Genomic DNA, 18732 nt, shown 5'->3' with positions numbered 1-18732 from the left:
TGACCATCGAGTTTGCGCGCGCGCGGCGTGATCACGTTTGCCTACGTAATGACCCGCGTAATAAATCATCACACCTTCAATTCGCCGGATGATGGAGGCGAGCATGGGGGACGTGATCAACCTGAAGCGATTCAAGAAGCGGAACGAGCGCGAAGCGTCGGCCAAAAAGGCCGATGCCAACCGTGCACGGTTCGGCCGCACCAAATCCGAGCGCGCGCTTGATGAACATGCCAAGGATCGCGCCGGGAGCTTGCTTGATCAACATCGTATCGACGGCGGAGACGCATCATGAAGTCCCCGGTCGTGAAGCGTTCGATCGTGGTCGCCGGCCACAAGACCAGCGTCAGCCTCGAAGAGGCGTTCTGGAACGGCATGAAGGAAATCTCGGGCCTGCGGAACATGACGCTGTCCGAACTGGTCGGCGAGATCGACAGCAACCGCCAGCAGGGCAATTTATCCTCGGCGATACGTCTGTTCGTGCTCGACTATTTCCGCACCCGCGCCATGCCGGCCGCAGCCGGCCCGGATGCGCGACCGCAGGCCTGATTTGGCCTGGCGCCGATGGCTTTGCCGACCGGCGCCTGGCCCATTCCGCAGCCGCGCGATGCCATTGTTGTTCGATTTCCGCCATTTCCGGCATAATGCCGGCACGACGGCCTTAAAGGCCGCGCGCGGCTTGTTATCGGACGCTGGAGTAGCCACTTAGGGGACTCAGCATCCGGCCCGCTTCAAGCGCCTGTCCGGAAACGCGACGCCTTAGCCACACCAAATCCTACCGACGATATCGGCCAACGGCACGTCGCCCCGACGTGCGCGTCACGGGTCAGGACATTTCATGCCTACCGAACATGCCGCCGTGCGAGTCGTTCACAAGCCCTGGGGGGTCGGCGATCTGCAACCCTGGAGCCATGTTGACGGGTCTGGTGATGCCGTCGGCGAGCTATGGTTCGAGCGGGCCGACAAGGACGCACCCACGCCGGCCTTGCTGCTCAAGCTGCTCTTCACGAGCGAACCCTTGTCGATCCAGGTACATCCGGACGACACTTTCGCGCGCGCGATGGGGATGCCGAACGGCAAGAGCGAGGCGTGGTACATCCTCTCCGCCCAGCCCGATGCGCAAATCGGCGTTGGATTAAAGCACCAGGTAACGCCACAGCAATTGCGTACGTCGATCCAGAATGGCTCGATCGCCGAACTCGTTCACTGGCGAGCGGTCGCCAAAGGCGACGTCATCTACATCCCGGCCGGCACCATCCACACCATCGGCGCGGGGATCGTGCTGGCCGAAATTCAGCAGAACAGCGACGCGACATTCCGCCTGTTCGACTATGGCCGGCAGCGCGAATTGCACGAAAACGACGGGGTCGCCGTTGCACACCCATGGCCGCTTCGTACGCCTTGCAATCCGGCCCACCTCACCACCGAACGCATGGTTCTCGTCGCGAGTAAACATTTTGTTCTCGAGCGCATTGAGCTGCCCGAGCGTTCAAGCTGGGCGCTGCTTGCCGAACCGGAGACCTGGATGCTCGTTCTCGACGGCCATGCTGCAGTCGGTTTGGCCGCGGCGTCGATCGGGGAAGCCGTCTTCATTGGCGGCGGCCGCACCAGCATCGAGGTCGGCAACAATGGATTGAGCGCGCTGATCGCGTATCCGGCGAGCCGCGCGATCGATTCCCTGTTGCAGAGGCTCTGTGAACAACCGGGCAAGCCATCCAATCCAGTTGCTCCCTCTGTTCCGCAGTTTGCGGGCCCAGCCGGGGCGCTAACATGACGCCGCTTCGCCGCATCGCCGTCATCGGCAATTCGCTGCCTCGCCGCTGCGGTATCGCCACCTTCACAACCGATCTGGAACGCGCGATTTCCAATTCACGGCCGGACCTGGAGACCAGCATTGTCGCAATGAACGACCACGGGCAAGCCTACGACTATCCCGCTTCGGTCGCCTTGCAGATCAAGGATGACACCATTGAAGACTATGTGCGTGCCGCGGCCTTCCTGAACGCCGGCCGGTTCGACGTTGTCTGCCTGCAACACGAATTCGGAATCTTCGGCGGTGAAGCCGGTGCCCACATCCTCGAACTGCTTTCACGCCTCAGTATGCCGGTCATCACGACGCTGCACACGGTGCTGGCCAAGCCGACCGCCGCCCAGCGCGCGGTCATGGAGCGCATTGTCGAGGCGTCTTCGAAGATCATCGTGATGGCCAACAAGGGACGCGAGATGCTGCGTCGCGTCTATCGCGTGCCGGACGACAAGATCGAGGTCATTGCCCACGGCATCCCCGATTTTCCGTTTGTCGAGCCCGACGCAGCAAAGGCCAAACTCGGATTCAGCGACCGCTCCGTTATTCTGACGTTCGGCCTGCTCTCCCCCAGCAAGGGCATCGAGGTCATGATCGACGCCATGCCCTTGATCCTGGAACGGCGCGCGGACGCGGTCTATGTCGTGCTCGGCGCAACGCATCCCAATCTGGTGCGCGACCAGGGCGAAGCCTATCGCGAGAGCCTGATGACGCGCGTGCGCGAATTGGGGGTCGAGGACCACGTCGTATTCCTCGACCAGTTCGTCGATCAGGCGACGTTGCTGGAATTTATTTCGATGTGCGATGTCTACGTCACGCCTTATCTCAATGAAGCGCAGATGACGTCGGGTACGCTGGCCTACAGCTTCGGATTGGGGAAGCCGGTAGTGTCGACGCCTTATTGGCACGCGCTTGAGCTGCTGGATGACGGCCGTGGCGTGATCGTTCCCTTCGGCAACGCGGTCGCGATCGGCAAGGAAATTGCGCAATTGCTCACCAATGCCCCTCGCCGGCAGGCGATGCGCGAGCGTGCCTATTCGATCAGCCGATCGATGACATGGGAGCGCACGGCCGAATGTTACATGGCCGCTTTCGAAAGTGTGCGCCATGGTGACTGGCTCAAGGTGGTCGCGCGTACTGGGCCGGTCGCGATCGCGCACAGCCCTGCGGCGTCCGATATGCAATTGGATCACTTTCTTTCCATGTGCGACGATACTGGCCTGTTCCAGCACGCAGTGCATTCGGTGCCCAATAGGGCGCACGGCTATTGCGTGGATGACAATGCCCGCGCCTTGCTGCTGGCCTGCGCCCTCAACAACCCGGGCGAAACCCGTCTGTCCGAGGTTTTGACGGCCCGCTTTGCCGCCTTCGTTCAGCATGCGTGGAATCCCGACACCAAACGGTTTCGCAATTTCATGGGCTTCAATCGAACCTGGCTCGAAGACCGCGGCTCCGAAGACAGCCATGGGCGGACACTATGGGCGCTGGGTGAGTGCGCGCGCAGGGACGCAAGCCCGTCGCGACGCCGATGGGCTGCCGCCTTGTTTGCCGAGGCATTACCGGCCGTCGAGGCCTTTGGTTCGCCCCGCGCCTTGGCGTTCACCCTGCTGGGTCTGGACGGCTATTGCGCCGTTGCTCGCGATGATGCGCGCGCCCGAGAAATCCGGCGTTTTCTTGCCGACAAGCTGATGTCGGGCCTCGCGTCGGTCGAAACGCCGGACTGGTCGTGGTTCGAGGAAGGCCTGGCGTATGACAATGCGCGCCTGCCGCAAGCCTTGATGCTGACAGGCATGGCCACGCAAACACCTGATTACCTCAATGCCGGATTGCGATCCCTGCGTTGGCTGATGATACAACAAACAGCTTCGACGGGACATTTCCGTCCCATCGGCACCGCCGGCTTTGGTGAACTGCGCCAACCGCCTCGCGCGTTCGACCAGCAGCCCGTGGAGGCAGCGGCGACGATCGCCGCCTGCCTGACCGCCTGGCGCGCGGAGGGTGACCCCGAATGGAAGGCGATCGCAACCAACGTTTTCGCCTGGTTTCTCGGCCGCAACGATTTGTCGATCGCGCTGGTCGATCCCGAGACCGGCAGTTGCCGGGATGGGTTGCATCCCGACCGGGCCAACGAAAATCGCGGCGGCGAGTCGGTCGTGTCCTATCTGCTCGGTCTCGCTGATATTCGTCAGCTTGCACGCGTCAATGTCAGCGTGACACCGCCGGTGGCGCTTCGCGCCATCGGCGCCTGAGTTCAGTTTCCCCTAACGAACCGAGGACACCTTGTTGCAAGCCACTTTCCTGCATCGGCAAGCGCTCTATCTGCGCCCCGACCCCGCGCGCGTGATCGTACGCCCATTCAAGCCGACGACTGAACCGCGCGACCTCAACCCGACCGACAAGACACGCGCCAACCATATCGTCGAGCGCGTGCTCGCACTCGATCCGAAAGTCACAGCCAGCCTGTTGGCCGACGTACTGGAGAACTTCCAGGGCCGGCATCGCAACCTGCTGCAGGAATTCGAGTTTCGCGCTGACGAGATGGAGCAGGCGCTGGCCGCTCACGGCGCTTTTTCCAACGTCCAGCGCCAGCTGATCGGCGCTTTTTTCCTGAACGAATATTCGTTCGAGGCCTCTGCACTGTTCAATCCCAGCATCGTACCGCATCCCGACCAGTCTGGAGCGCCGAAAGGCGGCCTCCGCTTCGTGCTCAGTCTCCGGGCCGTTGGCGAAGGGCACGTGTCTTCGCTGACATTTCGCACCGGCACCATCGCCGCCGACGGCAGCCTCGCCGTCGATCCGACCGCGCGGCTGGCCTCCAGTCCCCGGGTCGGACGTCGCGTATCCGGACCATCAGGCGAAGAGGTTGAGATCACCTTCAAGGAGGAACAGGACATCAGTGAACGCGTGATATTTCCGGTGACGGCATCCCAATCTCAGGGCATCGAAGACGCCCGCTTCGTCGAATTCAGCGATGGCGGCCGAAAGACCTATTACGCGACCTTCACCGCCTATACCGGCAGAGCGATACGATCGGAGTTGATCGAGACCAGCGACTTCCTGTCATTTCGAATGTCGCCGCTGCAGGGGACCGCGGCGCGCAACAAGGGTATGGCGCTGTTCCCGCGCAGAATCGACGGCAAATACGCCATGATCGCGCGTCAGGACAATGAGAACCTCTATTTGATCTATTCGGACGATCTGCACCAATGGGACGGCGGTCAGGCGATCCTGAAGCCGCAATTCCCCTGGGAGTTCGTGCAGATCGGAAACTGCGGTTCACCGATCGAACTGGATGAAGGATGGCTGCTGCTGACGCACGGCGTCGGTCCGCTCCGAAAGTATTCGATCGGCGCGGCCCTGCTCGACAAGAACGATCCATCCAGGGTGCTGGCGCGTTCGGTCGAACCGTTGCTGCATCCCGAGCCGTCGGAACGCGAAGGCTACGTTCCCAACGTGGTTTATACCTGCGGGGCGATGCGGCACAATGATCAGATCATTTTGCCTTACGCCGTATCGGACACCTATTCCAACTTTGCGACCATCAAGATTGCAGCCCTGATGCAGGCGATGTCCTGAAGCCAAAATAGCGCGACACGGCCTGGCACACTCAAAGGAGGGCCTCATGGCTCGGGAGACAAGCTACTTCGTGCAGGCCTTCAACCCAGGCAGAGGCGGAAATCTGAAGGCCGACGCCCCGATCGCCTGCAAAACGGAAAGCGGCGCGCTTCGAACGGCCGAGAGACTGGCGCTGAGCAAGCTGGGCGTCGTCGCCTTCGCGTCGACAGGAGATCCCGAGATGGGCGACTATGACGACGAACCGACGGTGTTCTTCCGGCAAGGCAAGTTGCCGTCGGCGTTTGATTGAGGCATGTGCTTGCGAGCCGCAGGCGCATTCCGCAAGGACTGCGCCAACGGCGATCGTCTCGCAGACCTCAATAGACGAGGCTGGAACCGGGCGGTTGTTCCAGCGCGGCGGCGAGCGAACGATACTCCGCGCAGTCGCTGCCGCAGATCGCGGCAATCCGGCTCAAATGATATTGCGCAGAATCGCGGTTGCCCTGTTCGATCTGCCACAGACCGTAATACTGCCAGGTCAGCACGTGGTTCGGATCTGCCTTTAGCGCGCGCTCATACCAGGCTTGCGACAGTTTGTAGTCGCCGAGCTTGCGATAGGAGTAGCCGATCAGATTGGCCACGTTCGGGTGATCGTCATGGCCGAGCGCCTTCAACTGCTCGATGGCGCCGGCATACTCGTTGCGGTCGTAGATCGTGGCGAAGGCTGCGCGATAGCCCTGGATAAAGGCGGGGTCGCCGAGACTGGTTTCCTTGGCCTTCTTCTTGGCCTTTTGGGTGCTGCTTTTGGCGGGCCGCGGCGCCGACCTGGTTTCCGGCGGCGGGGTCGTTGCCATCGGGGACTCGGCGCCGCCACCACCACCTCCTCCGGCGGCAAAGGCCGGAACCAGCGGTGACGCAACGGCCAGCGCCGCTAAGGACATGGCCAGTGTTAATAACCTGATCGCGGATTTGATCACACGCGCCTCCTGTCTCGAGGATGGGGATTCCTCCAGCCGTATCCATCAACCCCGCTTTGCCCGAGACATTCCCTAACTTCGCCCTAACTTCGTCAGGCGGCGTCCTCACAAACAGGAGAGACCGGCGACGACGCCCCTTGCCTTAGGGCTGGCAAGTTTCTAGGAAATGCCGATCCAGTCATACAGACCCATGGAGAGAGCAATGGACATCGCAATGCACACCGCGCCGCGATCCCTGTCCATTTCGGAAGCTCTCTATGCCCGCCTTTCTCATTCTGGATTCGATTTGCCTCACCACGCCTGACGGACGCCCACTGTTCGACGGACTGACGCTTGCGTTTGGGCGCGAGCGGACGGGGCTGGTCGGCCGCAACGGCTCCGGCAAATCCACGCTGCTGCGGCTGATCGGCGGCGAGAGCGAACCTGCCGGCGGATCCGTTCAACGCACCGGCACGATCGGTATGCTCGCGCAGCTGGCGGACGATGGGCAGACGCTCGCGCAAGCGCTCGGGGTTGCCGACGACATCGCCCGCCTGCGCCGTCTCGAACACGGCGAGGGCTCGCTCGCCGATGCGGCGGAAGCCGACTGGACGTTGGAAACCAGACTGCATTCCGCGCTGGTCGAAACCGGCCTGCCCGCGATGCCGCTCGATCGTCCGATCGCCTCGCTGAGCGGCGGCGAACGCACGCGCGTCGCACTGGCGCGCCTCTTGATCGAAGCGCCGGACCTGCTGTTGCTCGATGAGCCCACCAACAATCTCGATGCCGATGGGCGGCAGGCCGTGGCGCAATTGCTCGAACGCTGGCAGGGCGGCGCCCTCGTCGCCAGCCACGACCGCACCTTGCTGGAGCGCGTCGACCGCATCGTCGAACTGACGCCGGTCGGCATCACCGTGTTCGGCGGCGCGTGGTCCGCCTTCGCCGAGGCGCGCGACGCCGCCCGCGCCCGCGCCGGAGCCGAACTCGAACGCGCGTCGGACGCGCTGCGCGATACCGAACGCTCGATTCAGAAAGCGCGCGAGAAAAAGGCGCGCCGTGACCGCGTCGGTCGCGCCTATGCACGCTCGGGCAGCCAGGCAAGGATCATGTTGGGTGCTCAAAAGCAGCGCGCGGAAGCCAGCAGCGCCCGCGCCGGCCAACTTGCCGACCGCCTGATCGGCGGCCGCACCGACGCGCTTGAGGAGGCCCGCGCCAAAGTCGAAGTCCTGACACCGCTTGCGATCGACTTGCCCGAGACCAATTTGCCAAGTGGCCGCGAACTCGTCGCCTTCAAGGATGTGACGATGTCCTTTGCAGGCCGCCCATTGTTCGGCCCGCTGTCATTCGAGGTGCGCGGGCCCGAGCGGATCGCGATCCGCGGCGCCAACGGCTCCGGCAAGACCACGCTGTTGCGGTTGATTGCGGGAGAGTTGAAACCCGCGAGCGGCGAGATCCGCCGCCTGACCGATCGCATCGCCGTGCTCGACCAGCATGTCGGGCTGCTCGATCCGGCCGCATCCATTCTCGATAATCTCCGCCGCCTCAATCCGGAATTGACTGGCAACGAGGCGCACGCCGCACTCGCCCGCTTTGCTTTCCGCAACCGCGCCGCACTGCAAATCGCCGGCACGCTGTCCGGCGGCGAGCGGCTGCGCGCGGGGATGGCCTGCGTGTTCGCGCGGCCACAGCCGCCGTTGCTGTTGTTGCTGGATGAGCCGACCAATCATCTCGATCTCGCTTCGATCGAGGAGCTGGAGCACGCGCTGCGCGGATTTGACGGCGCGCTGATCGTGATCAGCCACGACCAAGCGTTTCTGCAGGCGATCGGGATCGAACGTGAGATCGCGCTCTAATTGATCTTTTAATTATTCTGCAGCGCCGGCCGCTGCGGTGGATTGGCGACCTGCGGCGTGAGCGACAGCGGCGGCTTCGGCCTCGATTTGGCTACCGGAGCAGGACCGGGCGCCGGCCTGACTTCGATCGGCGGCGGCAGCGGCGCAACTTGCTGCTGGCTCGTCAGCGGCGCGGGCAGATTCGGCGCGGGTGCCGGCGCCGTGGCGACGGGCGGCGGCGGACGCGGCGTGGCGGCCTTTGGCTTGGCCGGTGGCCGGCGCGGATCGCGGCCGGGGACCGGCACGGGCAGCAGCGGCTCGCTCGGCGAAGCCACGTCCGGCGTCGGCGGCAGCGCCACCGCATCCGGCGGCAGCGATATCGGCGCGGGCATCGGCGGCGGCGGTTCGCCGCGCTCGATCGCATCCAGCCTTCTGGTTTCGTGATCGATCGTCCGCACCGCCAGCCAGGACGACAAGGCCGTCACGTCGACGCTGCGGTTGAGCGCGTCGGGCGTGCCTACCGCAAACAACTGAATTTCGGGGCGGCCGGTCGCGGGCCCAACCATCGTCAGCGCCAGCGCCGCGCGGATGTCGGCCTGGTCCGCCGGAATATCGTAACCGCCGGAGACCGTGGCGCGGACGCCATTGGCGTCGAGTGTGGTGGCGCCGACGCGCAGCCGGCCATCCCTGACGTTGAACGGAATTTGCGCCGAACTGACCGCCAGCCCGCCGACCAACAGCGCCGGTTCGACGATCTGCTTCAGCCGCGCCTCGTCCTTGGCCTGACCGCCGTCGCTGGCGCGCACCGCTACTTCAAAGGCGCGCGGATCGAGGCCGGCAATCCTCGCGGATTCCAGCGTCACGGTTCCGCTGCCGGACAGTGCACCGGTCAGCGCCGACGCGCTGCGGCCCTGGCTTGCCAAACTCATCTGCAGCGCCGTGCGGCCCGCGGGCATCGCGAGATTGCGATAGCGCAGTGCCGTGCCATCGACGCCCGTGAGCTGCACGCTCGCGTTCAGCGCAATTCCGTTTGGGCTTTGCCTCGCGTCGATCGTGGCTGTCACCTCACCGCCGCCGATCTTGCCGTTGATGGCATCGAACGTCAGCGACTGGCCGTCGCTCTTCACGAAGCCGCTGACCGGCTGCAACTCGCTGCCGCCCGGCAGCGCGCCGCGCAGCGCCTGGAACGCGACCTTGCCGCGCCAGCCTTTGAGCAGCCCCGTGGTAAGCGGCTCCGCTGCGTCGTGTCCGGCAGCCCCCATCGCCAACGCAAAGGCCGGCGCGAGCGCGAGCTGGTCCAGGCCGATTTCGCCCTCGATGTTTTTCTCATCACCAAGGGTAACCGAAACGTGTCCGCGCAGCCGCGAACCGGCAATGCTGCTGTCGAGATCGTCGAACGCGAGCTTGTTGCCTGCGAGCGACACGCGCGACGACAGGCCGATATTCTGTGCCAGCGTGTCCGTTGGTTTGAGGTCGAGCAGCGGCCCGAAATCGGCGCTGCGAACTTTCAGCGAGAAACTGCCCTTGGCTTCCTGCGCCCATGGTTCGGCCGTACCGTCGGCGTCGGCGTCCAAACCCTTTCCAGAGATCCTCGCCTTGAGCCGCAGCGATGCACCCCATGCCCCCGTCGCCGAACCCTCGAATTGCGCCGGGCCGTCACCGGCGGTCATCGCGCGATCGAGCCCGAGCAGCGCCAGCAGGGCACGGCCCTGTCCCGACGACATCTTCGACTCGATGCCGATTTCGCTGCGCCCCAGCGCCTGCAGATCGATGCCTTGAATAGCCCCTTGGATCGCAGCCACCGGCGGCTTCGCGGTGATCGTGGTGATACCCTTGAGCTGCGGCGAATCGATATCGATCACCGCGCGCGCGTTGCCCCGATCGGCCTGCCCGGCGCTCTTGCTGAGCTCGAGGGCGAGTTTGACGCGCGCGGGTCCCGGGCTCGCCCCCATCGCGCTGAGCCGCGCCGCCAGCGAAGGCGCAAACGGCGTCAGCAACGCGGTGATCTGGCCAAACGACGACGCCGTCGAATGCAGTTCCAGCTTGCCAATCGATGCGACGCGGTCGAAACGGCCGACGCCTTCCAGCGCGACCTTGTCAGGCTGACCGATATTCAACTGGTCGAGCGCGAAAGCCTTCGGGCTATAGCCAAGCCGCGCCACCAGTGGCCGCAACTCCTGACCAGCGGAAATGGCGCGGCCGATATCCAGCACCAGCTGCCCTTCGTCCGGCCACTCGGCCTGCGGGCCTGCCAGCGAGCGTACAAACGTAGTGGCTGCATCGAGGTCGAGCCGCTCGGCTTTCAGCTGCGCAGAAATTTTCGAGCCGCTGTTGGCGTCCCGGTGCGAGACCGCAACGCGGCCTTCGACGGCGCCGCCATCAATTTCGGCCTTCATCGCATCGATCGAAAATCCATCAGGCGCAATGGTGACGTCGCCGCGCAGCCGCAACGGCTTCTGGCTGCGATTGCTGATGTCGCCGCGGCCCTGCAGCCAGGTCATCAACGCGTCGGGATCGGACGATTCGACGTTGAGCGCGGCCTTGAATTGATCGGGCGACGCGCCTTTTGCGGTCGCCTCGCTCAGCGAGACCCGGGTGGTGCCGGGCGCGCGAAAATCCAGCTTGCGCACGCTCCAGGATTTCGCATCGCCATGCAGCGCGGCGGCGATGTCCTGCAACGGACGGCCGCCCAGCATCACCTGCTCGGCGGCGAGTTCGATCTGCGCCGGGATCGGGACTTGCGGAAGCCCCGACATCAGCTCCCGCACCGCCGGCAACACGCGCACCGGCTCGGTCGCGCTGGCATCCTTGCCGTCCTTGGCGAAAAATTTGTCGGCATCAAGCTGGCGCGCCGAGAGCGCAGCCCGTAGCAGTGGCGCCGCGCCAAAGCGCATGTCGCCATTGCCGGATAATTTCAGCGCCCGCTCGTCCGTGCCGTAGGTCATTTCGAGCGCTTCGAGCCGTGCGGCCGAGTAATCGGCCTTGACCCGGGAGCTGACACGCCAGGATGGCGGCGAAATGTCGAAGTCGCCGGCCTTTTGGCGGGGAGGGCTCGCCAATATCATTGTGCCTTCGAAGCGCGGCGCCCGGGCGTCGAACGACAAGATGCCGTCGAGATCGGCCGCAAGCGTCTTCGGACCGGGATCGATATTCAAATGGACACGCGTGCCGCTGCCGTCGGCGGTCTGGCCGGAAGAAACCCGAAACGGATAGCGCGTGCCCGACAGCACGAAATTGCCGTCGCCACGGATCGAGCCCGCCAGCGAACGCACATCGCCGGAAAACGCGATGTCGCTGAGTTCGAGGGTGCTGCGGCTGGCGGCGTCGTGCAGCGCGATCCGGCCGGTGAGATTCAGCCGATCGATCGCCAGCGAACCCGGATTGAGCGTTCCTGTCGAGGCCGGCCAGTCGATCCGGCCCTTGGGATCGAGCCCGAGATCGAGCGACATGCCATTGATGGAAAGCTCCGTGGCGCGCACCTCGCCGCGCATCAGCGAGCCCAGACTGAATTCGACGTCGAGCTTGTCGGCGCGCACCTTGCCGAGATCGTTGGCACCGCCGACGACCACCGAGCGCAGCTGCAACGACGGCGCCGGCAACAGCCGCGCATCGAGTTTGCCGCTGACGCGCACCGGCGTGCCGATGATCCGGCTCGCCTCGGCCTCGAATTGCGGCCGGAACTGATTCCAGTCGATGAAATACGGTCCGACGAGCGCGGCCACCAGCGCGATGATGAAAGCGATTGCCAGGCCGAGCAGCGTCGTCTGCACGGTGTCTCCCCATGAACCCGCCCCGGCACAGACCGCGCCACGCGAACTCAGGCCGGAGCAGCCCAATATATAGAGGGAAGTATGGCGAAGTCACAGCGCCATCGACGCCAGAGCCCTTCCGGTTCCGAATAATTCAGAACCGGGCGCTGGTCCCATTTCGAGGCGACGCGGTTACCAGCTGGCGGGCAGATGCTTCAGGCCGCGGAGCACAAAAGTCGGCCGCCATTCCGGGTTCACCGCGTCATCCAGCCGCAGGTCGGGAATCCGGCGCAGCAGGGTCGCGAGCGCGATCTCGGCCTCGATCCGCGCCAACTGGGCGCCGAGGCAGAAGTGAATGCCCCCGCCAAAGGACAGCGGCTTCACGTTGGGTCTGGTGATGTCGAGGCGCTCCGGATGGTCGGGATAGACCGCCGGGTCGTGGTTGGCCGAGCCGAGCAGGCAGAGCACAGTCTCGCCCTTCGGAATCTTCCGGCCGCCGAGGTCGTCAATGTCTTCCAGCGCCACCCGGCCGGTGAGTTGCACCGACGAATCGTAACGCAGGAACTCCTCGATCGCGTTGGTGATGAGCTCAGGCCTGGCCTTGAGCAGCGCCAATTGGTCGGGATTGCGATGCAGCGCCAGCAAGCCGTTGCCGATCAGGTTGACGGTCGTCTCATGGCCGGCGCCGAACAGCAGAATGATGTTGGCCGTCAGTTCCTCGTTGGAGAGCTTGTGACCGTCCTCCTCGGCTTGCACCAGCTGCGTGGTCAGATCGTCGCCGGGCTGTTTTCTGCGCAACTCGAACAATTGCTGGAAATACATCTCGGAAATGAGGGTGCCTTCGTTGGCCTGCTTGATCTCTTCCGGCGACAACGGCACGGGATCGAGAATACGGCCACCGACGCGCGCCCTGGTGTAGAACGCCTCGCGATGCTCTTCGGGAATTCCCAGCATGTCGCAAATGACGGTCACCGGCAGGCGGAACGCGAAATCCTCGATCAGATCCATCCTGCCCTGCGGGATGATCCGGTCGAGCGTCTCGTCGACGATTTGCTGGATGCGCGGGCGCATGTCCTCGATCCGGCGCGCGGTAAACGCCTTCACGACCAGCCCGCGCAGACGGGTGTGGTCGGGTGGATCCTGCTGCAGCATCATCAGGCCCAGGCTGCGAAAGGCCGGCTCCTCCATGATCTTGGGGCCATAACGCCGGATCGTGCGTTCGACATGTTCCTTGCCGAAGCGCTTGTCACGGATCACGAGGCTGGCCTCGGCATGCCGGCTGGCGACATAGACGCCGAGCGGCGTCAGATGCACCGGATCGGTGGCGCGCATTTTCGCGTAATGCGGATAGGGATTGCGGATGAATTCGGGTGACAACGGATTGAAAAGCGGTTCGCTCGTCGCAGTCTGAACATGCTCGTTCATCGTGACCTCGCTTGATTTCCACACCGCATTGTTTTGACGTTGTTTTTCAGCGTTTCGGCGGCTGAAAAATGCCGCACGGCATCTGCAACTCGATACACTGTTGTATCGAGTTGCATTCTGACCTAAAACGGCACGATGTCAAGAGTTCGAACCAGACCGACACGCGACGAAACCCGCGACAAGCTGTTCGAGGCGGCGGCGCGCGTGTTCGAGGAACAGGGCATCGGCGGCGCCAGCATCGAGACCCTCGCCGCCGCAGCCGGCTTCTCGCGCGGCGCGTTCTATTCGAATTTCAAGAGCAAGGACGAGTTGATCATCGCGATGCTCGAGGATCACCTCGAGCAAACCACTCGGCGCAACCTCGAGCTTCTCGCCAGGCACAAAAACCTCGCCGACTTCATCGACGCGCTGAAGACCATGGATCGCAGCAAGCAGGATCCGCTCGGCCGCTCGCCTTTGCTGCACATGGAGATGATCCTGTTCGTGGCGCGCGCGGAAAAGCGCCGACCCGAACTTGCCAAGCGGCTGCGCGCTGGCCGTAAGCTGATCGCCGACATCCTCGAGACGACGTCCAGGAACAGCGGCAGGAATCCAGCAATCGATCCGGCGTGGATGGGGGCGATCGTTCTGGCGATGGAGGATGGTTTTCGGCTGCATCGCCTGATCGATCCGGAGACCACGCCATCAGATAGTTTCCTGCGTGCCATCGGCGATCTCAGGCGCGCTATCGGGGCGGCGTCGAAAGAATCCTAACCGCCGCCACGCGCCTTATGCAGCTGCCCCGCCACCGCGCGGATCTTGCGCGGCGAGGCCTGCCAGATCGCGAGCGCCGACAGTGCGCTGACCGCGATACCGATTGCAAACGCCAGCGTGTAGCTGCCGTAGCGGTCGAACAGAAATCCGGTCGCCCACGGGCCGGCCGCGCCGCCGGCCAGTGCCGCCAGCATGATGGTGCCGAAAATGCTGCCGTACTGCTTGCCCTGGAAGATCTCGAGCACCACCGCGCCCAATACCGAGGTCAGGCCGTAGCCGAGCACGCCCTGGGTCACGATCATCAGATAGACCAGCGGCAAGGCAGGCGCGAATTTCAGGCCGATCAGCGCCGCAAAACAGATCGCAAATCCGGCGCAGCTGATCGTCCAGATCCATTCGCGCCCGATCCGGTCGGAGAGATGCCCGAGCCAGATCTGGCCGGGAATGCCGAGCAGGCTGACCACGCCGAGCGCCCACACCGCGACGTTGGAGCTAAAGCCGATATCGAGCAGGTATTTGGTCTGGTGCACCTGCACCGCGTACCAGACGTAGAGGCCGCAGAAATAGCTGAGGCATATCCACCAGAACCTTGCGGTGCGCAGCGCGCGCTGCAAAGTCCAGTCGGTGGCGGCCCAGACCGGATCGACGATGTTGGACACCGGCTTTGGTGAATTGGCCGTCGGCGCGGCATCGCCGTCCGGCAGCAGTCCGATATCCTCGGGCCGCTTGCGCAGCAGCAGATTGATCGGCGCCAGCACGACGAGCACCACAATGCCCATCGCGGTGCAGGCGGTGCGCCAGCCGGTCTGCTCGATCATCAGCTGCACCCACGGCAGCAGGGTCACCGAGCCGATGCCGACGCCGGCAAACGCCAGCCCCATCGCAAGGCCGCGGCGGCGAATGAACCAGTTCGGCACGAACAGCGATTGGCCGGAATAACCGAGGCAGACGCTTCCCGCGCCGACCAGCACGCCGATGGTGAGATAGAGATGCCAGGGCTGCGTCGTCAGCGGCGCCAGCAACAGGCCTGCGCCCATCAGCGCCACCCCGATTTCCATTACCGCGCGCGGACCAAAACGGTCCATCAAGCGGCCGATCAGCGGGCTGACGCCGCCGGATACGATGAAACCGAACGAGAACGCGCCCGCGGTGACGCCGCGTTCCCAGCCGAACTCGGAGATGATGGGTGGAAAGAACAGCGAGAACGCGGTCCGTGCATTGACGCCGATCGCCATGGTGACGAACGTCACCGCGACGATCATCCAGCCGTAAAAGAAGGGAAGACGCATCAGGTTTAGCCTGTCATTCCGGGGCGATGCGAAGCATCGAACCCGGAATCTCGAGATTCCGGGTCTGGTCCTTCGGACCATCCCGGAATGACGGGGTCAAGGGCTTTTGAAACTGTTCAAGCGCCGGGTACGTCGGGCCAGCTATGAATGCTGCATGGTGCAGAGCATCATCAAGGACGTCGCGTCCAGCTGATGGCATTGACGGCGCCGAGCGGAATCTCGCCGGCAATGATCTTCTCGACCTGCCGCACCGTCTCCAGCGACTGGCTTTCGATCGCCGGCGGCGTCAGTCCGCCGATATGCGGCGTGGCGATCACGTTCGGCAGCTTTGCCAATTCCGGCGTCGGCATCTGGTCCGGTGCGCGGCCGACATCCATCGCGGCACCTGCGATACGGTTGTCGCGCAATGCCGCGCTCAGCGCCGCCTCGTCGACGAGATTGCCGCGCGACAGATTGATGAAGAACGCATGCGGCTGCATCCGCGCCAGCGCCGCCTGCCCGATCAGATTTTCCGTCGCATCATTGGCGACCGCGAGACAGACGACAAAGTCGGACCGGCCGAGCAGATCGTCGAGCGATACATGCTGGATCTCAGCCTCGTTCACCCGCGCAAAGGGATCGGCGACCAGAACTTCCATGCCCAGCACTTTCGCGATCTGGGCAAGGTAGCGGCCGATGCTGCCATAGCCGATGATGCCGATGCGGCTGCCGGCCAGCTGCCGGCCCATGATGACCTCCGGCTTCCGTCCGGCATGGTAATCGGCGCTGGCGCGCGAGACGCCGCGCGACAGATCGACCATGAATCCCACAGCGAGTTCGGCCACCGACTGGACGAAGCCGGGTCCGGCATGGGTGACCAGCACGCCCACTTTGGACGCGGATTCGACGTCGATGTTTCGGATATCGACGGCGCAGCGAACGAAGGCGCGCAGTTTTGGCAGCCGTGAAAAAATCTCGCCGGGGCCGGCGGTGAGCCGGTCCGCCACGATGATCTCGACATCCTGCGCGGCCGCGATCAGGCCGGACGCATCCAGCGCGTTGTCACCCGGATGCAGTTGCACTTGCGCAATCGCCTGCAAACCGCTGAGGCTGCGCTCGCCGTAATATTGCGCCCTCGCCTGCGGCGTATGGGTGAGCAGGACTTTCACGTCAGGATCTCCGTTTATTTGGATTTGGCGACTGACGTGCCGTCCCAATCTTCGCCGCCGGGGTTATCGAGCTGCTGCCTGCAGCGCTCGATCATGACCGATGCCGCCGCATCGTCCTTGCGGATTTCCTTCACCTGTTCGAACGCGGCGATCGCGGCGGTGAATTCGCGCGCCCGCCAGGCCGCCAAGCCAGCTTCATAAGCATACACCCAGTCGATCGCGCCGCTGGCCTCGTCCGCCATCGCAAGCAATTCGTAGATCTGCAAGCCGCCGGCACGGCCATAGACCGCCAATCGGTCGAGTTCGCGCACCACGATGCGATCGCCGGCCAGACGCCGCGTTTCGGGGCCGATAATGATGGTGGAGCCGTAGACCTTGTTGGTGCTCTCCAGCCGGCTCGCGATGTTCACGGCGTCGCCGATCACCGTGTAGTTCAGCCGGACTTCCGACCCGATATTGCCGACCAGCATGTCGCCGGAATTGATGCCGATGCGGATCTTGACCGGCTGGCCGTGGTCGTCGACGAGACCCGATTCGGCCATGACGCGCTGGCAGGCCAACGCGGCGCGGCAGCAATCGACGGCGTGCTCGGGGTTCGGCGCCGGCGCCCCCCAGAACGCCATCACGGCATCGCCGATGAATTTGTCGATGGTGCCGCCTTGCGCCTGGATCTGCACCGAGACGGAATCGAAATAGCGCGACAGCAGCGGAATGATGCGGTCGCCGAGCCGCTCCGACATGCCGGTGAAGCCGGCGAGATCGATGAACATCACGCTCATGGCCTTCACCGAACCGCCGAGGCGGGCGCCATCGCCGTCGCTCACCAGGCGCTTCACCAGATCGGCCGGAATGTACTTTCGGAACGCGGCGAGCCCCTGCGCCATGTCGCTGATCGCGCCCGAGAGGTTCTTGATTTCGGTCAGCCGCGACGGATGGCGCTGCACTTTATCCAGATCAAAGCGCTCGACATGCCTGATCTCGCCCACCACCTTGATCAGGGGCGCGGCGATCAGGCGCTGCGCGAGCCAGGCCGACAGCAGCCCCGCGATCACGATCAGGACCGCAAGGCCGATCAACAGGTTCCGGATCGTCATCTGCACCGGGCCGAGGAATTCCGATTCCGGCACCACGGTGACCAGCGACCAGCCCGGAAACGAGATCGGCGTCAGCACCGCCTGATAGACCTTGCCGTCCCGCGTCACCTGGCGCTTCAGCGGCTCGCCCTCGCCGGGATTGTAGGCGCTGCCGGCGCTCTTCATCGCGTCCACCGCGACCGGAAACAGCGGATGATCGGTCTTCAGCGCCATCACTTCGCTGGCATCGGGATCGGGCGCCGCGACCACGCCGCCCTCGCGATCGAGGATGAACGCGCCGGCGGATTTGCCGACCGTCAGCTGCGACAGGAAATTCGAGACCCGCGTCAATTCGATGATGATGGCGATGACGCCGGCGGGCTTCTGATCGATCTGGATCGGTGCTGCGAACGCGGCCGCCAGACGTTCGCCGTTCGGATGCTTCGTCAGAACCGACCAGTTCTCGTCGTTGGAGCCGATCACTTCGCGGAACCATTCCTGATCGGTGACGGAATAATTGGTATCCTCGACCCGGCTGGACTTGGTCAGGGTCTCGCCACCTGTGAACTCATAGCGGTTGATCCTGGCTTTTCGATCGCCCGCGATTTCGATCATTTCGATGACGCCATTGCCAAGCTTGTGCCCGGCAAAGAACGCCCCGTCCGGCCATCCGAACGCCACCCAGGAAATGGTCGGTTGCGAGCGCAACTGCGACCGGATCACCACCTCGCGCATCTCGGCGTCGCGCGCCTCGAACACTTTTCCGAGCAACAAGGTGCGCACCGCCGACATCGACGATCGCGCTTCGGAGGTGATCGATTGCAGCTCATCGCCGACAGCGGAGACGATCTGCTCGTTGATGGTATCGGCAAGGGTCTGGCTGACCCGCTGGGCGGTGCGCCACCACAACAAATGCACGCCGACGGCGCTGACGACGATCGACGTCAGTACGAGGGCGGAGATGGCGCTGCGGATGCCGATGCGCATGCGGGGTCCTGGTTCGCGGGGTCGGTTACCGCAATACGGAACGATAGGTGCGTCTGTTTCACCGGCGAGGCCGGCCTCTTCATATGCCTCGAATCATAAGCCTTGGACACGGCTCTGTGACCAGAGTTGAGCCGGCAGGCGGCGAAACTTACCGATTGCCTGTT

At 64.0% G+C, this 18732-nt stretch carries 14 protein-coding genes; 8 read left to right on the top strand and 6 right to left on the bottom strand.

Annotated features, from left to right (window positions below):
- The first annotated feature begins 103 nt into the window (after positions 1–103).
- From ACSQ84_RS12865 to ACSQ84_RS12840, 6 genes are all read left to right on the top strand, one after another.
- Complete coding sequence (locus ACSQ84_RS12865; protein WP_436212018.1) at positions 104–292, top strand: DUF4169 family protein; 189 nt, start codon at positions 104–106, stop codon at positions 290–292.
- Positions 289–546, top strand: coding sequence for a ribbon-helix-helix domain-containing protein (locus ACSQ84_RS12860; RefSeq protein ID WP_436212017.1), 258 nt, complete (start codon positions 289–291; stop codon positions 544–546). The genes ACSQ84_RS12865 and ACSQ84_RS12860 overlap by 4 nt, the downstream gene beginning before the upstream one ends.
- A gap of 289 nt (positions 547–835) precedes the next feature.
- Positions 836–1771, top strand: a complete 936-nt coding sequence (locus ACSQ84_RS12855) for a class I mannose-6-phosphate isomerase (protein WP_436212016.1) — start codon at positions 836–838, stop codon at positions 1769–1771.
- Positions 1768–4050 carry a glycosyltransferase family 4 protein gene (locus ACSQ84_RS12850; RefSeq protein WP_436212015.1) on the top strand — a complete coding sequence of 761 codons (2283 nt, stop codon included), beginning with the start codon at positions 1768–1770 and terminating at the stop codon, positions 4048–4050. Before ACSQ84_RS12855 ends, ACSQ84_RS12850 begins: the two co-directional genes overlap by 4 nt.
- A 31-nt stretch (positions 4051–4081) precedes the next feature.
- The gene (locus ACSQ84_RS12845; RefSeq protein WP_436212014.1) at positions 4082–5377 is read left to right on the top strand and encodes a glycoside hydrolase family 130 protein; all 1296 of its coding nucleotides are present in this window, start codon (positions 4082–4084) and stop codon (positions 5375–5377) included.
- Between the two features lie 46 nt (positions 5378–5423).
- Positions 5424–5666, top strand: a complete 243-nt coding sequence (locus ACSQ84_RS12840; protein ID WP_436212013.1) for a hypothetical protein — start codon at positions 5424–5426, stop codon at positions 5664–5666.
- 67 nt (positions 5667–5733) lie between these two features.
- Here the strand turns inward: ACSQ84_RS12840 and ACSQ84_RS12835 are convergent, their stop codons facing one another.
- Positions 5734–6333, bottom strand: coding sequence for a tetratricopeptide repeat protein (locus ACSQ84_RS12835; RefSeq protein ID WP_436212012.1), 600 nt, complete (start codon positions 6331–6333; stop codon positions 5734–5736).
- Between the two features lie 257 nt (positions 6334–6590).
- On the opposite strand from ACSQ84_RS12835, the gene ACSQ84_RS12830 reads away from it, so the two are divergent.
- Positions 6591–8165, top strand: a complete 1575-nt coding sequence (locus ACSQ84_RS12830) for an ABC-F family ATP-binding cassette domain-containing protein (protein WP_436212011.1) — start codon at positions 6591–6593, stop codon at positions 8163–8165.
- A gap of 8 nt (positions 8166–8173) precedes the next feature.
- On the opposite strand, the gene ACSQ84_RS12825 is transcribed toward ACSQ84_RS12830, so the two are convergent.
- Positions 8174–11914 carry an AsmA family protein gene (locus tag ACSQ84_RS12825; protein WP_436212010.1) on the bottom strand — a complete coding sequence of 1247 codons (3741 nt, stop codon included), beginning with the start codon at positions 11912–11914 and terminating at the stop codon, positions 8174–8176.
- 171 nt (positions 11915–12085) lie between these two features.
- Positions 12086–13318 (bottom strand): cytochrome P450, encoded by a 1233-nt coding sequence (locus ACSQ84_RS12820; RefSeq protein ID WP_436212009.1) that lies wholly within the window; start codon positions 13316–13318, stop codon positions 12086–12088.
- Positions 13319–13453: 135 nt separating this feature from the next.
- Here ACSQ84_RS12820 and ACSQ84_RS12815 point away from each other — a divergent pair, with 135 nt between their 5' ends.
- Positions 13454–14071 carry a TetR/AcrR family transcriptional regulator gene (locus ACSQ84_RS12815; RefSeq protein WP_436212008.1) on the top strand — a complete coding sequence of 206 codons (618 nt, stop codon included), beginning with the start codon at positions 13454–13456 and terminating at the stop codon, positions 14069–14071.
- On the opposite strand, the gene ACSQ84_RS12810 is transcribed toward ACSQ84_RS12815, so the two are convergent.
- The 3 genes from ACSQ84_RS12810 to ACSQ84_RS12800 form a co-directional block, all read right to left on the bottom strand.
- On the bottom strand, positions 14068–15360 hold the full coding sequence (locus tag ACSQ84_RS12810; RefSeq protein ID WP_436212007.1) for an MFS transporter: 1293 nt from the start codon (positions 15358–15360) through the stop codon (positions 14068–14070). The genes ACSQ84_RS12815 and ACSQ84_RS12810 overlap by 4 nt on opposite strands.
- Before the next feature lie 170 nt (positions 15361–15530).
- The gene (locus ACSQ84_RS12805; protein ID WP_436212006.1) at positions 15531–16508 is read right to left on the bottom strand and encodes an NAD(P)-dependent oxidoreductase; all 978 of its coding nucleotides are present in this window, start codon (positions 16506–16508) and stop codon (positions 15531–15533) included.
- Positions 16509–16522: 14 nt separating this feature from the next.
- The gene (locus ACSQ84_RS12800; RefSeq protein ID WP_436212005.1) at positions 16523–18568 is read right to left on the bottom strand and encodes an adenylate/guanylate cyclase domain-containing protein; all 2046 of its coding nucleotides are present in this window, start codon (positions 18566–18568) and stop codon (positions 16523–16525) included.
- Positions 18569–18732 lie beyond the last annotated feature (164 nt).

It is taken from the genome of Bradyrhizobium sp. LjRoot220 (assembly GCF_964252915.1).
Lineage (GTDB): Bacteria > Pseudomonadota > Alphaproteobacteria > Rhizobiales > Xanthobacteraceae > Bradyrhizobium.
This window is presented reverse-complemented; position numbering and strand designations above follow the sequence as displayed.